We start from the raw sequence: 16,427 nt of genomic DNA, 5'->3' as shown, positions 1-16,427 counted from the left end.
ATACGTCAGCGAATGCCCAAGGCTGGCCGCACCAGACCTCGAAGGGAAGTGCCACGTCATGGCCGCCTGCCAGTCGAAGCCCCCGAGCCCGGCCACGACGATCGTCAACCGCGACGCGGCCGAGCGGTACGAGCTCGCGGACCGCACCGACTTCGCCCTCGCCGACCGCGGCCTGATCGCGCCGTTCGCGGAGAGGCTCTACGACCGCGCGGGCCAGGTGATCTTCGACCCAGCGGTGTTCGACTTCCTCGCCGATGACGCGCCGTGCCCGGAATCGGTCGACCCGAGCCTGTGGCGCCAGTCGCAGCTCGTGCGCAAGGGCGGGCTCTACCGGGTGGTCGACGGGCTCTACCAGGTGCGCGGCAACGACATCGCCAACCTGACCGTGGTCGAGGGCGAGACCGGGCTGGTGGTGATCGACTGCATGGCCTCGGTCGAGGCGGCGTCGCAGGGTATGGCGATGATCCGCGAGCACGTCTCGGACAAGCCGGTCGTCGCGGTCGTCTACACCCACACGCACGTCGACCACTACGGCGGGGTCAAGGGCGTGGTCGAACTCGAGGACGTGGCGAGCGGGAAGGTGCCGATCCTGGCGCCGGGTACGCTCGCCTCCTTCGACCGGCTGGCCATCCGGGAGAACGTGATCGCGGGCAACGCCATGTCCCGCCGCGCCGCCTACGCCTTCGGCAGCCTGCTCGAGATCGGCCCTGCCGGTCATCTGACCTGCGGGATCGGCGTCGCCACGGTGCCCGGGGTGACCGTGTCCTACATCTCCCCCACCGACTCGATCACCGCGACGGGGACGAAGCGGAAGCTGGCCGGGCTGCAGTTCGAGTTCCTCTACGCGCCGGACACCGAAGCGCCGGAGGAGATGCACATCTGGCTGCCCGAGCTCAAAGCTCTGACGTGCGCGGAGAACGCCAACCACACGCTGCACAACATCCAGACGCTGCGCGGCGCCCGCACGCGGGACGCGCGCAGCTTCGCCCGCTACCTGGACGAGACGCTCGAGCTCTGGGGTGACGAGGCGTGGGTGCACTACGGGCCGCACACCTGGCCGGTCTGGGGCAATGAGGCGGTGGTGGATCTGATCGCCTCTCAACGGGACGCCTACAAGTACGTCCACGACCAGGCACTGCGGATGGCGAATCAGGGCTTTACTCCGCTGGAGGCGGCCGAGGAGATCGAGCTGCCGGAGGAGCTCGGCCGGGCCTGGCACAACCGGGGCTATCACGGCACGCTGCACCACGATGTGCGGGCCGTGTTCACCAAGGAGCTCGGCACGTGGGACGGCGATCCGGTATCGCTGCACCCGCATCCGCCGGTGGCGACGGCCGAGCGCTTCGTGGCGCTGATCGGCGCGGACCGGATCATGGCGGAGGGCGAGCGGGCGCTGGAGACTGGCGACTATCGCTGGGCCGCGCAGCTGCTGCACCTGCTCGTGTTCGCCGACCCGGAGAACCAGCCCGCCCGGCTGCTGCAGGCCGACGCGTACGAGCAGATGGGGTATCAGGCCGAGGGTCCGCAGTGGCGCGGGATCTTCCTGAGCGCGGCGAAGGAGCTGCGCGGCGGGCTCGAGCCGTTGCCGTTCGCCACCGCGAGCCCGGACACGATCCTGGCCATGCCGGTGGAGATCCTCTTCGACTTCGCGGCGGTGCATCTGAACGGTCCGCGCGCGGCGCGGGCGGAGGTGCGGATCGACTTCGTCTTCACCGACGCGGCGGAGGACCGGGACAAGCGCTGGCGGATGTGGGTGCGGCGAGGGGTGCTCAACGCGCGTCGGGGCACCGATCCGGACGCGCAGCTGACCGTGACCGGGGCGCGGCCGGCGCTGGTCGCGGCGCTGCTCCAGCCGGCCGAGGCGGAGAAGCTCGCGGCGGCCGGGCAGCTCGTGTTGGCCGGCGACGAGGCCGCGCTGACTGCCTACGGCGCGCTGCTGGACGGTTTCGATCCCGACTTCAACATCGTCACGCCGTGAGCGTCGCTTGGGCCGGCGCGACCCGCACCGGCAGGTAGAGCGGTCCCCGGATCGCCGTGGCCGGGCGCAGCCGAGGCCGGCCGGCCACGCGGAGGCTTGGCATGCGCGTCGCGAGCAGGCGCAGCGCGATGACGGCCTCCATCCGGGCGAGCGGCTGGCCCACGCAATAGTGGATGCCGCCGGAGAAGGCTAGGTGGTCGACCTCGGGGACGCGTTCGATGTCGAACACCTCAGGGCGCTCGTAGACCTCGGGGTCGCGGCCCGCGGCGCCGATCATGGTGACGACGGATTGGCCGAGATGCACCGGCGTGCCCTCGAGCTCGAGGTCTTCGAGCGCGATCCGGCTGGTGGCCTGGACCGGCGGGTCGTAGCGCAGCGTCTCTTCCACGGCCTGGGGTGCGAGGCGTTCGGGCTCGGCGCACAACGCCTGCCACTGGTCCGGGTGGCGCAGCAGGTTCAGCACGCAGCTGCCGATGAGGTTGACGGTGGTCTCGAAGCCGGCGATCAGCAGCAGGTTGATCAGCGGCCTGAGTTCGTCGGCGTGCACCTGGCCGCCCTCGGCCGCGACCAGGCGGCTGGTCAGGTCGTCGCCGGGTTCGCGGCGGCGCAGGTCGATCAGCCGGTCGAAGACGACGCCGAGCTTCTCCGCCGCGGCCTGCACCCGCCGGGCCTGTCGCAGGGAGCGGATGCCGTCGAGCGCGCTGCCGACGGCGGCGCCGTACGCGGCGAACTGCCCGCTGTCGGCGTCGGGGATGCCGAGCAGGTCGGTGATGACGGTGATCGGCAGCGGCGCGGCGAAGCCGGAGACGAGGTCGAAGGTGCCCGGCGCGCTCGCGGCGCGGTCCAGCAGACCCTCGACGGTCCGCTCGATCCGGGTCTGGTAGGCCGGGAGGGTCTTCGGGCTGAAAGCGGGCTGGGCGAGCCGGCGCAGCCGGGTGTGGTCCGGCGGGTTCATGCCCAGGAACGACATGTCCAGATACGGATCGCGGACCACGCCGAAGCGCCGGTCGCGCAGCACCGCGCTGCAAATGCGGTGGCTGACCGTCACCCAGTTGCCCTTGCGGGTCGGGGCGAGCGGGCCGTCCGCGCGCATGCGGCGGTACACGGCGTACGGGTCGGAGTGCCCTGCGCGGGTGTCGAGCTGCGCGAGCGGCGCGTGGTGGACGTGCGCCGCGTAGGCGATGTCCAGCCGCTGCCGGTACAGGCCGGTGGCGAACCGGACCGTCTGCGAAAGCTGACTCATGGGCCGCTCCCTCGGCATCGCCGGGCCGGACAGTGACGTGCAGTCCAGCCCTCACGACGTTACCGGATCGCGGCCACGAAGGCGGCGGCGCGGCCGCGGATCTCGAGTTCGTTGCCGCCCGCGGCGACGAGGTCGGGCGGGACGACATCGGTGCCACAGCAGACGGCGAAGGCGCCGTGGTCGAGGAACGCGCGGGCGTTGCCGAGGTTGACGCCGCCGGAGGGCACGAGCCGGACGTCCGGGAACGGGCCTCGCAGATCCTTGATGTACTTCGGGCTGTGCGAGGAGGCCGGAAAGATCTTCACCGCGGCCGCGCCCAGATCCATGGCGCCCAGCACCTCGGTCGGGGTGAGCGCACCCATCAGCACCGGAATGTCCGCACGGGCGGCCACCCGGGCGACCTCGGGCCGCAGCGCCGGGGTCACCAGGAACTCGGCTCCGGCGTCGATCGCCGCCTCGGCCTGTCCGGCGGTGAGCACGGTTCCGGCGCCGAGGTGGGTGCCGGGGCGGCGGGCGGCGGCGGCGCGGGCGAGGATGTCGGCGACGCCCGGGGTGGTGAAGGTGAACTCGACCGCGCGGATGCCGCCCTCGGCGAGGGCGTCGCAGAGTCCTGCGGGGTCCGGCACGCTCGGGGCGCGCACCACGGCGAGGACCCGGTCGGTCGCGATCACGTTCAGGGCGCCGGAGAGCTGCTGGTTCATATCGTCTCGCTTCTGTTCGTACGGCGCAGGGCGCGCCCGGGGACGGCGCTGGTGCGGCGGCCGTCTTCGATCACGGATACGCCGTTGACGAAGACGTGCTCGATGCCGGTCGGCGTCTGCCGGGGCTGGTCGAAAGTGGCCGTGTCGCGGACGGTCTCCGGGTCGAACAGGACCACGTCGGCGGCGTATCCGGCGCGTATCAGGCCTCGATCACGCAGCCGTAGGCGCCGGGCGGCGTTGCCGGTCAGGTGCGCGACGCATTCCTCGAGCCCGAGGACGCCGAGTTCCCGGCCGTAGTGGCCGAGGAAGCGGGGGAAGGTGCCCCAGGCGCGCGGGTGCGGCCGGGCGCCGACGAGCAGGCCGTCGCTACCGCCGGTGTGCGCCGGGTGCCGCATGATCGCCTGGACGTTCTCCTCGTGGCCCACGAGCTGCAGGATCGTGGTGGCGAGCCGGTCGGCGCGGAGCAGGTCGCGGTAGACGTCGAAGGCGTCGCGGGATTGGTCGGCGGCGAGTTGCGCGATCGTGCGCCCGACTCGGTCAGCGAGTGCGAGATCTCCGACCCCTGAGATGCGGATGGTGTCCCAGTCGACGGGAACGCCGTGGCAGCCGTCGGATCCGTCGATCTCCATCTCGCGCCGGATCTTCCGGCACGCTTCCTCGTCCTGAAGCAGACGCAGGACACCGTCGGGCCCGCCGGCCGAGGTCCAGCCGGGCAGCAGCGCGGCAAGCGTCGTGGAGCCGGGCAGGTAGGGGTAGGTGTCCAGAGTGATGTCGCAGCCGCGCGCGGCCGCATCGTCGAGCAGGGCGAGCAGTTCGCCCGCGCGGCCCTTGTTGACGCCGAAGTTCATGGTGGCGTGGGATAGGTGCAACGAGCAGCCGGCAGTCTCACAGACCTCGATCATCTCCGCGTAGGCTTCGAGGGCTCCCGCGCCGTACGAGCGGTGGTGCGGGGCGAGGAATCCGCCGAGGTCGGCCACGACGCGGCTGAGATCGGTGAGTTCTTCCGTGGCGGCGTACATCCCGGGCGTGTAGCCGAGGCCGCAGGACATGCCGACAGCGCCCTCGGCCATGCCGGTCCGTATCAGGGTCCGCATGCTCTCGAGCTCGTGCTCAGATGGCGCCCTGTCTTCGTATCCGAGCACGAGCATACGCACGGAACCGTGCGGCACCAGGTAACACGCGTTAGCGGCGATGCCGGTGGTGTCGAGTCGGTCGAGGTATTCGCCGACGCTGCGCCAGTTCCAGTCGAACCCGGCCGGATCTCCGTTCCAGCCGGTGATCTGGCGGCGGATCCGGCTGAGGGTTTCGTCGTCGACGGGCGCGTAGGACAGCCCGTCCTGGCCGAGGACTTCGAGCGTCACGCCCTGGCCGACCTTGGCGAGGTGCTCGGGGTCGGTGAGCAGCGCGAGATCGGAGTGAGCGTGCATGTCGATGAAGCCCGGCGCGAGCACGAGCCCTGCCGCGTCGATTGAGTGCGCCGCGCCGTCCGCGGCGGCGTGCCGGCCCGCGCTCTCCGGTGCGATCTCGGCGATGCGGCCGTCGGCGAGCACGACGTCGGCGCGATACCCGGGCGCGCCGGTGCCGTCGACGACGGTGGCGCCGCGTAGAAGTGTCGTCATCAGAAGAACGTCCGGATCAGGTCGACGACGATCGGGTCAGTGCTCGAAGAGTCGTCAAACACAGGAATCAATGACCACTTGTCCATGGCAGTACACGGATGCGAAAGCCCGAGCCGGACGACTTCGCCGACCTTGACCGTACTGCCGGGATCGAGGCGCAGGAACGTGTGTTGGTCTGCGACCGCGGTCACGGACGCGCCGGCTACCGGGCCCGGATCGCCGTTCGCGTATTGGGGCGTGGGCAGGCCTTCGTCGAACGGGAAGTCGCGCTTGCCGCCGTCGAGGAGTGCCAGATCGGGCTCGGGGCGGGACAGCACGCGTGCCCAGCCATGCATGGCCGAGATCAGAGGGCTGTCGCCGACGCTTCGGCCGAACGGGGAGATGCCGCGGTAGAAGCCGTCGTCGTGAACGAGATAGGCGCCAGAGCGCAGCAGTACATTGACATTGGAGGACGCGAGCGGGCCGAGAACCTCGACGACCTGGTCGAAGAACGCGCTCCCCCCGGCGGTGACGACGATCTCGGCGGAGGGGTCGTAGAGCCCTGCTTCGGTCAATCGCTCGTGCAGCGCGACGAGCTTGCGCAGGTAGGCGCTCACGGCCTCGAGATCCCGGGGCGACGCCGCGTGTGCGACGACGCCTTCGTACCCTGCGATGCCCGCCAGTCGCAGCCGCGGGCTTTCGGCCACCGCGCGCGCGATCCCCACGGCCTCCTCGATGTCGCGCGCGCCGGTGCGGGCGCCGGGCTGGCCGATCTCCACGAGCACGTCGACCGGGCGGCGCGCGCCGTGGGCGTGCAGCAGGCCGCTCATCAGCTCGACCGTACGCACCGAGTCGACCCAGGAGACGAACGAGAAGTCGGGATCCGCGTCGAGCTCGTCCGCGATCCAGCGCAGCCCGATCGGGTCCACCAGCGCGTTCGCCAGTTGCAGCCGGCGCTGCCCGAACGCGCGTCCGACCCGCAGCTGCGGCACGTTCGCGAGCGTGATGCCCCAGGCTCCGGCGGCGATCTGGCGTTCCCACAACGCGGGCGCCATGGTCGTCTTGCCGTGGGGCGCGAGTCCGACGCCGGCGGAGGCGCAGTATCCGGCCATCGTCTCGAGGTTCGCCGCGAGTGCGCCCGCATCGAGCGTGAGCAAGGGGGTGCCGAAGTCCGACAGGCGCGGGCGTGAGGCGAGCAGCTCCCGCACCGAAACGCCCCAGGCGCTCGCCGGGATCGCCTTGAACCGCCAGTCGAGCACCTCGTCGGCCAGGCCGGCCACGGTCGCGGTGGCTGTCATCGTCGTTCCCTCCTGCGAGCGCCGTTGCGCATCATGCAACGGCCATTGCGCATCGTGTACAGAACTTGTAGCATCGCGGCTCGTCGAAGGTCAACGACGTCCACGAGGGAGCCGGCGGTGAGTGCGCAAGTCGTCTGCGTCGGCGAGTCGATGATCACGCTGCTGCCCGAGCAGCCGGGACCGCTCGAGGACGCGGAGCTGTTCCGCCGCGGCTTCGGCGGTGCGGAGTCCAACGCGGCCTGCGCGCTCGTGGCCCTCGGTGTGCCGGCGGCGTGGGTCAGCCGCGTCGGCGCTGACGGATTCGGGCGGCTGCTGCTCGACGGGATCGCCAGCCACGGCGTCGACGTCTCCGGAGTCGACATCGACCCGCACCGGCCGACCGGCTTGTACGTCAAGGAGATCGGCGCCGCCACCGGCTCGCCGCACGACCTCGGCCCGGGTCGCAGCAAGCTGCATTACTACCGCAGCACCTCGGCTGGATCAGTGCTCGAACCCGCCACGCTCGACCAGCCGCGCGTCGCCGCGCTGCTCGACTCCGCGCGGCTGATACACCTGACCGGCATCACCGCGGCTCTGGGCCAGGCTTCCGGCCGGGACGGAGGCCGGCAGCTCGTCCAAGCGGTGCTCGATCAGCGCCGGCCCGGACAGCTCGTCAGCTTCGACGTGAACTGGCGCCCGGCGATGTGGCAGCGGCCGGAAGGCTCCGGCGGCGTCGACCCCGCAGACGTCCTCGCCACCCTCGCCGACCAGGCCGACGTCGTGTTCGTCGGAGGCGACGAGGCGCAAGCGCTCTTCGGCACCGACGACCCGGAGCGTCTACGGGCTCTGTTGCCCGGGCCGCGCCTGCTCGTGGTCAAGGACGCCGAGAACGGAGTATCGGCGTTCGAAGGTGACACGGTGGTCGTCGAGCCCGCGCTTCGGGTCGAGGTGGTCGAGCCGATCGGCGCCGGAGACTCGTTCGCCGCCGGGTACCTGGCCGGCCTGTTGCGCGGCTACGAGCAGCGGCGCCGGCTGAGGCTCGGTCATATCTGCGCCGCGTGCGCGCTCATGGTCTCGGGCGACCACGGCACTCCCCCGGCCGCGGACGAGCTGACCCGGCTGCTGGAATGCACGGCGCAGGAATGGTCCAAGCTGCGCGCGGCCGCCGAGGTCATCGCATGAGCCAGAGCCTCGGCCGGGCACTGCAGCTGCTCCAAGAGCTTGCCGAAGGTCCGCGTTCGCTCGACGAGCTCGCCGCGAGCGTCGAAGTGCACAAGACGACCGTGCTGCGCCTGCTGCGCACTCTCGAAGAGGACCGATTCGTCTACCGCGACGCCACCTACCGCTACCACCTCGGCGCCGGCCTGTTCGCGCTCTCCAGCCGCGCGCTCGAACAGCGTCCGGTGCTCGCCGCCGCCGCGCCGCACCTGGCCGCGCTCAACCGGAACAGCGGCCACACCGTCCACCTCGCGGCCTACGAGGGCGGCGAGGTCGTCTACATCGACAAGTACGACTCCCGGCATCCGGTGCGGATGTACTCGCGGATCGGACTGAGCGCGCGGCTGCACTGCACCGCCGTCGCGAAAGTCCTGCTCGCCGACCTGCCGGCGCGCGAGCGCCGCGCCGTCGCGGAGGGCATCGCGTACGAGTCGCTGACCCCGAACACGCTCACCGACCCGGAGGCGTTCCTCGCCGAGCTCACCCGGGTCGCCGAACAGGGGTACGCGGTGGATCGTGGTGAGCATGAGACGTTCCTCAACTGCGTCGGCGCTCCGGTCCGGGACGCGACCGGCCGCGTGGTCGCCGCCGTCTCGCTGTCCGTGCCGGACGTCGTGCTCGACTTCGGGCAGGTGCTGAAGCTGCTGCCCGAGCTGCTCGCCACCGCGGCGGCGGTCTCCGCCGACTGCGGCTGGCTTCTTCCGTGAAACGAATAGAGGAAAGTTCCTGATGGACCCGCACAAGACCGCGGTGCGCACGCCCTCGGCCCCCGCCCCCGCCCACAGCTTCTCCCAGGGCGTGCGCAAGGGCCCGTTCCTGCAGGTGGCCGGGCAGGGCCCGATGGACCCGGCGACCGGGACGTACATCGCCCTCGGCGACGTCAAGGGCCAGACGACGCGGACGCTGGAGAACGTCCGGGCGATCCTGGAGGCCGGCGGCGCGAGCGTCGAGGACGTGCTGATGTTCCGGGTCTACCTCACCCGCCGGGAGGACTTCACCGCGATGAACGACGCGTACTCCGAGTTCATCGTGCGGCACGTGCCGAGCGGGATCCCGCCGGCCCGCACCACCGTGTTCACCGGCCTCCCGCACGCCGAGATGCTGGTGGAGATCGACGCGCTCGCCGTCACCGACTGAACAACCCGTCAGCGCTCACCGTGGAAGGCTCATCGAGCATGCAAGGAATCGAACTCACCGTCGGCACCTACACCGGCGGACCGAACCAGACCCGCGGGATCGGCCGGGCCTGGGCCTCGGCCGACGGCGCCACGCTGGAGTCGCGCGGGCAGGTCACGCCGTTCGCCGACCCGTCGTGGCTGGTGCGCGGCGGGAACGCGCCGGCCGGCGGGGAACTGCTCTACGCAGTGGACGAGGGCCCGGTCGGGCGGATCGCGGCGTTCGCGGACCACGGGGCCGGCTGGTTCGAGCCGCTCGGCGAGGCGATGCCCACCGGCGGCGCAGAGCCCTGCTACGCCGCGCTGGTCGGCGGCGGCCGGTTCCTGGCCGTGGCGAACTACGGCGACACCGACGACCGCGGTTCGCTCTCGCTGCACCGGATCGAGCCGGACGGCTCGGTCGGCGGCCAGACGCACCTGGCCGCGTTCGAGGGCCGCGGCCCGCACCCGCAGCGCCAGACCGGCCCGCACGCGCACATGGTGCGCGAATCGCCGGACGGCAGGTACATCCTCGCGGTGGACCTGGGCACGGACTCGATCCGCACCTTCGTGCTGGACCCGGAGCAGGGCTCGCTGGAGCAGGTCGCGCGCTCCTCGTTCCGGCCCGGCTTCGGCCCGCGCCACCTCGTCTTCCACCCGGCCGGCGGCTACGCGTACGTCATCGCCGAGCTCGGCTTCACCGTCGCCGCGTGCACCTACGACGCCGAGCGCGGGGAGTTCTCCGTGCTCGGGGAGGTGCCGGTGCTCGAGAACGGCGTGTCCGGCGAGGACTTCCCCTCCGGCATCGTGATCAGCGCGGACGGCCGGTTCCTGTACACCGCCAACCGCGGCCGCGACGAACTGCTCACCTTCTCGCTGGCCGACCCGGCCAAGCCGGAGCGGATCTCCACCCTGCCGATCGGCGGCGCCTGGCCGCGCGACATCGCGCTCTCCCCGGACGGCACGCTGCTGCTGAGCGCGAATCAGCGTTCGGACGCCATCACCGTGTTCCGGCTCGATCCGGCCACCGGCGTGCCCGCGCCGACCGGCGCGAGCATGAACGTCTTCGCCCCCGCCTGCCTGCTGATGCGCGAGATCGAGGGCTGAGAAACCCGCGGACGGCGGCGCGGCGCGATCGGCCGGCCGCGCCGCAGCCGGTGGCCGGCCGGTCAGCCGGTCAGCACGCGCTGCTTGGCCGCGGCGAATTCCTCGGCCGTGAGCAGGCCCTGGGAGAAGAGCGAGCCGAGCCGCTCGAGCTGGCCGACCGCCTCGTCGTCGAGATCAGGCTTGGCCGCCGGCTGAGCCGGCTGGGCGGTCTGCTGCGCGGCGGCGGCCTGCTCCTGCGCCGCCGCCTGCTGCCGGGCCTGATGCTCCATCTGCCGGCCGGCCACCCGGTTCGAGACGGCGGTGGCGGTGCCCGCGATCACGGCCGTGCGCGCGGCGGTACCGATGAGCCCCGGGCGTCCGCCGCGGGCGAGTCGTCGACCGATCATGCTCTCCTCGTCCTCCCGTGGTCACGGTGCCACCGGGCGCGCCCGGTCGGCGCGGGCCCGGTTCAGATGCTCGAGGCCTTCATCCCGATGGCCGCGAGGTCGCGTTCCACCAGCGGTCCGGGCACGTGCTCGTGTGCGACGACGGTGCCGCCGGAGGCGAGCACGGCCCGCTTGAGCGCCCGGGTCGCGGTGTTCTCCCAGACCAGCACGGCCGCGGTGCTCCCGCTCGGCAGCTCCTGGCCCACCAGCAGCAGGTCCTCGTCGCTGAGCAGGCCGTGGATCTCGCCGGTCAGCTCGGAGAAGGCGTCCGCCTCCGTGGCCCCGAGCGACTCGAGCTCGACCGCCACGATGGTGCCGTCGCCGGCCTTGCGGATGAACGCGAGGTCGAGGATCTCCACGGCGCCGTCCTCGACCAGGGCCTGGATCGGCGGCACCACCGTCTCCGCCGGCAGCGTGCCGGGAAAGTCGATCACCATGTAGTCGACCTGGTTGACGTCCATCTGCCCGCTCCTCGCGCTCCGCTGCGGCGCCTGTGCGCTCCCCCGCATCCTGCGTCGGGCCCGGCCGCGGTGCCACCGAGCCGACCCGTCCGGGTGGCGCGGCGCCCGCGCCGGAACCCACTCGGACCGGCCGCCTCGCGCCGGGGCCGGGCCCGACGCAGGCTCGGAAGGGCGAAGCACGCCGCCCAGCGAGGGAGCCACCCGATGAGCCAGTCCGCGCCGCAGCAGCAGCCGCCGCGCAACCCGCACCACACCGCGGCCAACCCGCTGTCGGCCGGCGGGGTGTACCTCGCCGTCGTGCTGCTGATCCTCCAGGGCGTGCTCACGATCCTCGAGTCGGTGGCGGCGATCGCCCGCGACGGCGTGTACCTCCACTTCGGCGTCTACGCCTACCGGTTCAGCATCACCGCGTGGGGGTGGATCCACCTCGTCCTCGGCGTGCTGCTGCTCGCCTCCGGCATCGCGCTGGCCATGCGCCGGCCGTGGGCCCGGATCGCCGCGATCGTCATCGCCTGCCTGCACATCGTGGCGAACTTCCTGTTCGTGCCCTACCAGCCGCAGTGGTCGATCGTGCTGATCGCGCTGACCGCCTTCATCCTCTGGGCCCTGTGCGTCAACCCGCGGGCGGCCGGGCGCGACTGAGGAACGGGTCCGACAGACTGTCCGGATGGACCGTCAGTCGATGGATCAGCGCACTTACACCCTGCCCGGAAAGGTCCTGGTCGCGCCGAAACGCCATGTCGAGCACGTCATCCGCGACTTGTCCGAGACCGAGTACCTGCGCCTGATGCGATTCGTCCGCAGAGTCGCCCGAGCGGTCGAGGCGGCGTTCCCTATGACGAGCAACAGTTTCACGCGCTCATGACCGAGAACGGCGTGCTCAGAGAGCCCCGGTACGATGCGATGGACGCTGCTCGACTGCTGAGGCAGGCGATGACTCTGGGGGAATGATGGGCGACCGCGATCTCGAGTTCGACGTGCTGGTGCTCGGCGGGGTGGGCGTGGACACGATCGTTCGGGTGCCGGAGCTTTCCATACCGGCCGGGGACTCGGTCTGGGTGCCGCCGGTGCGGGACTACGTGGCGCACTCCGGTAACGGGGTGGCGCTCGGCTTCCACGGGCTCGGCCTGCGCACGAAGTTCCTCGACCTGCTCGGCGAAGATGCTCTCGGCGCGATGGTGCTCGCCCGGTACGCGGAGACCGGCCTGGACTTCAGTTATCTGCCTGCGCCCGACGGTACGCCGCGGAGCGTGAACCTGGTCGACGCGGGCGGGCGGCGGTTCTCGTTCTTCGACGGGCGGCACCCGGAGGGCACCGAGCTGCCGGCCGAGTTCTATCTGCCGGCGCTCGCCAAGGCCCGGCACGTGCACGTCGCCGGCCGGGCACTGGGCGCATTCGAGCACGCCCGGCGCCTCGGCGCGTCAACATCAACTGACGTGCACACGTGGGATGGTTCTGCGGCATACGGGCTCGGATATGCGCTGGAGGCAGATCTGGTCTTTCTCAGCGCGGCCGGCGCGGGCGTAACGGCGCGCGGAATCGAACAGATCATGGACTCGATCCTGGCGCGGGGCCGGGCCTCGCTGGTCGTCGCCACCGACGGCGAGCACGGCAGCCTGGTGCTCGATCGCTCATCCGGGCAGCTCCAGCGGTACCCGATCGCCACGCCGGAGCGGCCGGTGTTGGACAGCAACGGCGCCGGGGACGCCTACAGCACCGCCTTCCTGAGCCGCTACTTCGCCGGACGTCCGCTGCCCGAGTGCGCACTGGCCGGCGCGGTATCGGGGGCATTCAGCTGCGGAGCGCACGGCACCTGCGAGGTGCAGATCACCGAGGCCGAACTGGCCGGCGCAATGACCCGGGCCGCGCTGGCACCGGAATGGGCCGCACTGCTCGGGTAGCCGGAGCGCCGTGCTCCTGGGGCGTAGTGGCTTGTTGGGGCGGAGTGTCGTCGTGGTGTGGGCGGCCGCTTCGCGTCGCCCTGTTTGTCTGACCACCCGCCCACCCGTTGCGTTGGCGGGTGGGCTGCGGTTTCAAGATTTCGCCTCCGGCTGGGGCCTTCCCTCGGAGAGTGCCGGAGTCCGTGGGGTCGCGTGGTTGGTGGGGCGGGCTGAGGTTGGGGGTGGTTGGGTTGCGGGGGTGTGCTCTCTCCTCGGTCGGTCCCCGGAGGCAATCAGGAACCTGCCGGGAGGTCAAGCGGCGGAGGTCTCCGTTGATGGTGAATCATGCATCGCGCCGCTTGACCTCCCGGCAGAACCCTGATCGGGCTTCGCCTGCCCGACCGAGGAGAGAACCCACCCCCTGAGGAAGTGGTGCGAGCTCCGCTCGGGCCGAATCCCGTCCCGGGGCCCGGCCGCGCTCGATCCGGAAGAATCCTGCATCACCCTGATCCGAGCATCCCGATCCTCGGTCCGCGCGAAGAGGTCGGCGCTCGGGTCGCGCTTACTGCTGAATCCTGCATTGCCTTGGTGCGACCGGCCTCGATCCCTGACCTCGCGGCAGAATCCCGCAGGCCAGCCGTGCCCGATGCGGAAGGATTCTGCATCACCCCGTTCCGATGCACCCGGTGCTCACGCACTGCACAGGATCGCGCGGCCCGGCCGCACCCCGAGGACTCTGCTGGCGAAGTCGTGGTCTGATTTTGTGGCAGGCTGGGTGGTCGTGTCGGCTGGGTGATTGAGGGGCTTGTGGTGTTTCGTCCTGTGCGGGCTGGTGGGGTTCCGGCGGCGACGGCCGCGTTGGCGTGGGCGGTGCATCCGAAGGGCACGGGCGAGATGCGGGTGCGTGATGCGCTCGGGCCGTTGTTCGCCGATGAGGATTTCGAGCACGAGCGGTTCGCCGGGATGTTTGCGGCGCTCGGCCGGCCCGCGCTTTCGCCGGGGTTGCTGGCGATGGTCACGGTGTTGCAGTTCCTGCACAACCTCTCGGACCGGGAGGCGGTGGTGGCGATGGCGGACCGGATCTCGTGGAAGTACGCGCTGGGCCTGGATGTGGCTGAGACCGGGTTCGACGCGTCGGTGCTGGCCGAGTTCCGGGCCCGGCTGGCCGAGCCGGGGCGCGCGGACGCGCTGCTCGATACCGTGCTGGACAAGCTCAAGGCGGCCGGGCTGGTGCGCGCGGGCGGGCGGGCGCGTACGGACTCGACGCATGTGCTCGCGGCGGTGCGCTCGCTGGGCCGGGTCGAGATGCTCGGCGAGAGTGTGCGTGCGGCGCTCGAGGAGATCGCGCGGGTCGCTCCGGAGCGGGTCGTGCCGCTGCTGGCGCCGGGGTGGGAGGAGCGGTACGGGCGCAAGGTCGAGACCTCCCGGCTGATCGGGCGCGGGCGGGGCAAGGCCACGATGGAGGAGTTGGCCGGGCGGTTCGGCGCGGACGGCTCGCTGCTGCTCGAGACGCTTAAGGCGGACCCCACGGCCGGGTGGGTCCTTAGGCTGCCGCAGGTACGGCTGCTCGCCCAGGTCTGGGAGCAGCACTTCGAGCGGAGTGAGGGCGGCGGATGGGTGCTCAAAGCCGTCACCGACCTGCCGCCCGCGGCCGAGTTGCCGATCTCTCCGTACGACCCGGATGCCCGCTACGCGGTCAAACGCGCGAGCGGGTGGGAGGGAGGCAAGGTCCACCTGACCGAGTCCTGCGACGAGGATCTCCCGCACCTGGTCACGGATGTCGCCACGAGCGCGGCGACCGTGCAGGATTCCGCGCAGACAACTGATATCCAGGAACGGCTCCTGGCGCGCGGGCTGGGCCCGGGCGTGCATGTGATGGACGCCGGGTATCCCACCGCCGCGAACCTCATCGCCGCGGCCGGCCACGGCATCACCCTGATCGCGCCGGTCACCGTCTCGAGCGGGCGGGGCGCGAAGACCGGGACCTTCAGCCCGCGCGAGTTCGAGATCGACTGGGACACCGGGCGCGCCCGCTGCCCGGGCGAGAAGGTGAGCAACCCGATGCGCGGGCAGAAGAACGGGCTGGTCGCCTTCAGCTTCTCCCGCCGCGACTGCACACCCTGCCCGCTACGCACCGCCTGTCTGAGCGCGCCGGCCCCTCGGCCACGCGTGCTGGTCGTTCACCCCCGCGAGCCCTACGAGGCCCGCATGAACGCGATCCGCACCCAGCACACCCCAGAATGGCAGAAGGTTTATAACCAGCGCGCCGGTATCGAGGGCACCATCTCCCAGGCCGTACGCATCAGCGATCTACGCCACTCCCGCTACCGCGGGCTCCCCAAAAACCACCTCCAAAACGTCCTGACCGGCATCGCGATCAACATCAGACGCCTCGGCGCGCACTACGCGCCCACCCAGACCAAACCCCGCCGACCCACCCGTATACAAGCCCTCTACGACACCCACCACATCGGCAAACCCGCCTAACCAAACCACCCCCGACTTCGCCAGCAGAGTCCCCCGAGGGGAAATCCTGCACCGTCTTCGGCCACACCCCGTCCACCACCCCTCCTGTCACAAGTCCCGATCCCCGTACGCTTCCATGCTAGACGCCACTACTGACAAAAACCATGAATCCGGCCTTTGCCGGTTATAGAGAATTCCGGACACTTCCGGGGAACTCGGGCGCGCTCCCCGGCGTTGAAACAGTAGAGAACAAAAGAGCGGGCCAGCACGGCGATGCAGGATCCTTCCGCGTCGAGTGCGGCCAGGCCGCCCGGCCCGAGCGCAGCTCACGCCGATCCTCAGGGGGTGGGCTCTCTCCTCGGTCGGGCAGGCGAAGCCCGATCAGCGTTCTGTCGGGAGGTCAAGCGGCGCGATGCAAGATCCAGCATCAGTGGAAGCTACCGCCGCTTGACCTCCCGACAGGTTCCTGATTGCCTCCGGTGCCCGACCGAGGAGAGAGCACGCACCCGCAACCCGACCACCCCGAACCCCAGCCCGCCCCACCAACCACACCACCCCACAGACTCCGGCATCTCTCTCCGAGGGAAGGCCCCAGCCGGAGGCGAGATCTTGAAACCCCAGCCCGCCCCGCCCACGCAACGGGTGGGCGAGTGGTCAGACGAAACGGGCGGCGCGAAGCGGCCAACCGATCATCGACTCACGCTAGTGAACAAGCCACAGGTCCAGGCGAACGGACGAAGAATCCTTACGGAAGATCGGTATCTCCGTGCACGATCTCCCTGGCTGACCCCTCACAACGAAACATAGTTTCAAAGTTTCTTCAAGCACCATTGCTTTTTTACGACGGCTTCGCCATCCTCATGCCAGTGCTCTGACAGCTTCGGCTCGGAGGTGGCAAGTGGCTCGGTTCCTGCGCGCA

At 70.9% G+C, this 16,427-nt stretch carries 15 protein-coding genes; 9 read left to right on the top strand and 6 right to left on the bottom strand.

The window, feature by feature from the left end; all coding sequences use genetic code 11:
• Positions 1-58: 58 nt before the first annotated feature.
• A complete protein-coding gene (locus tag ACTRO_RS38310) occupies positions 59-1,978 on the top strand; it encodes an alkyl/aryl-sulfatase (RefSeq protein ID WP_034271181.1) in 1,920 nt (639 codons plus the stop codon).
• On the opposite strand, the gene ACTRO_RS38305 is transcribed toward ACTRO_RS38310, so the two are convergent.
• From ACTRO_RS38305 to ACTRO_RS38290, 4 genes are read right to left on the bottom strand one after another with little or no spacing between them, the layout of a single operon-like run.
• Positions 1,968-3,221 (bottom strand): cytochrome P450, encoded by a 1,254-nt coding sequence (locus ACTRO_RS38305; RefSeq protein WP_034271178.1) that lies wholly within the window; start codon positions 3,219-3,221, stop codon positions 1,968-1,970. The two genes, ACTRO_RS38310 and ACTRO_RS38305, sit on opposite strands and share 11 nt — an antisense overlap.
• 59 nt (positions 3,222-3,280) lie before the next feature.
• Positions 3,281-3,922, bottom strand: a complete 642-nt coding sequence (locus tag ACTRO_RS38300) for a bifunctional 4-hydroxy-2-oxoglutarate aldolase/2-dehydro-3-deoxy-phosphogluconate aldolase (RefSeq protein WP_034271175.1) — start codon at positions 3,920-3,922, stop codon at positions 3,281-3,283.
• A complete protein-coding gene (locus ACTRO_RS38295; RefSeq protein WP_034271172.1) occupies positions 3,919-5,541 on the bottom strand; it encodes an N-acyl-D-amino-acid deacylase family protein in 1,623 nt (540 codons plus the stop codon). Before ACTRO_RS38295 ends, ACTRO_RS38300 begins: the two co-directional genes overlap by 4 nt.
• Positions 5,541-6,818, bottom strand: coding sequence for an amino acid deaminase (locus ACTRO_RS38290; protein WP_034271170.1), 1,278 nt, complete (start codon positions 6,816-6,818; stop codon positions 5,541-5,543). The genes ACTRO_RS38295 and ACTRO_RS38290 overlap by 1 nt, the downstream gene beginning before the upstream one ends.
• Before the next feature lie 117 nt (positions 6,819-6,935).
• On the opposite strand from ACTRO_RS38290, the gene ACTRO_RS38285 reads away from it, so the two are divergent.
• The 4 genes from ACTRO_RS38285 to ACTRO_RS38270 are packed head-to-tail and all read left to right on the top strand — an operon-like array spanning position 6,936 to position 10,276.
• Entirely contained in the window at positions 6,936-7,979 is a 1,044-nt protein-coding gene (locus ACTRO_RS38285) for a sugar kinase (protein ID WP_034271167.1), read from the top strand.
• Positions 7,976-8,722: an IclR family transcriptional regulator gene (locus ACTRO_RS38280; RefSeq protein ID WP_034271165.1), complete on the top strand. Its 747-nt coding sequence runs from the start codon at positions 7,976-7,978 to the stop codon at positions 8,720-8,722. Before ACTRO_RS38285 ends, ACTRO_RS38280 begins: the two co-directional genes overlap by 4 nt.
• Positions 8,723-8,744: 22 nt before the next feature.
• Positions 8,745-9,152 carry a RidA family protein gene (locus ACTRO_RS38275; protein WP_034271163.1) on the top strand — a complete coding sequence of 136 codons (408 nt, stop codon included), beginning with the start codon at positions 8,745-8,747 and terminating at the stop codon, positions 9,150-9,152.
• 38 nt (positions 9,153-9,190) lie between these two features.
• Positions 9,191-10,276: a lactonase family protein gene (locus ACTRO_RS38270; protein ID WP_034271160.1), complete on the top strand. Its 1,086-nt coding sequence runs from the start codon at positions 9,191-9,193 to the stop codon at positions 10,274-10,276.
• 62 nt (positions 10,277-10,338) lie between these two features.
• Here the strand turns inward: ACTRO_RS38270 and ACTRO_RS38265 are convergent, their stop codons facing one another.
• Positions 10,339-10,662 (bottom strand): SHOCT domain-containing protein, encoded by a 324-nt coding sequence (locus ACTRO_RS38265; protein WP_034271157.1) that lies wholly within the window; start codon positions 10,660-10,662, stop codon positions 10,339-10,341.
• A gap of 62 nt (positions 10,663-10,724) precedes the next feature.
• Positions 10,725-11,162, bottom strand: coding sequence for a DUF6325 family protein (locus ACTRO_RS38260; protein WP_034271155.1), 438 nt, complete (start codon positions 11,160-11,162; stop codon positions 10,725-10,727).
• Between the two features lie 204 nt (positions 11,163-11,366).
• Here ACTRO_RS38260 and ACTRO_RS38255 point away from each other — a divergent pair, with 204 nt between their 5' ends.
• The 4 genes from ACTRO_RS38255 (at position 11,367) to ACTRO_RS38240 (ending at position 15,529) form a co-directional block, all read left to right on the top strand.
• Complete coding sequence (locus ACTRO_RS38255) at positions 11,367-11,804, top strand: DUF7144 family membrane protein (protein ID WP_034271153.1); 438 nt, start codon at positions 11,367-11,369, stop codon at positions 11,802-11,804.
• A 40-nt stretch (positions 11,805-11,844) separates the two neighbouring features.
• Positions 11,845-12,027 carry an HIT family protein gene (locus tag ACTRO_RS38250; protein WP_211244553.1) on the top strand — a complete coding sequence of 61 codons (183 nt, stop codon included), beginning with the start codon at positions 11,845-11,847 and terminating at the stop codon, positions 12,025-12,027.
• 82 nt (positions 12,028-12,109) lie between these two features.
• Positions 12,110-13,063, top strand: coding sequence for a carbohydrate kinase family protein (locus ACTRO_RS38245; protein ID WP_051452038.1), 954 nt, complete (start codon positions 12,110-12,112; stop codon positions 13,061-13,063).
• 873 nt (positions 13,064-13,936) lie between these two features.
• Positions 13,937-15,529: an IS1182 family transposase gene (locus ACTRO_RS38240; RefSeq protein WP_034271150.1), complete on the top strand. Its 1,593-nt coding sequence runs from the start codon at positions 13,937-13,939 to the stop codon at positions 15,527-15,529.
• Positions 15,530-16,427 lie beyond the last annotated feature (898 nt).

The organism is Actinospica robiniae DSM 44927 (genome assembly GCF_000504285.1).
GTDB lineage: Bacteria > Actinomycetota > Actinomycetes > Streptomycetales > Catenulisporaceae > Actinospica > Actinospica robiniae.
This window is presented reverse-complemented; position numbering and strand designations above follow the sequence as displayed.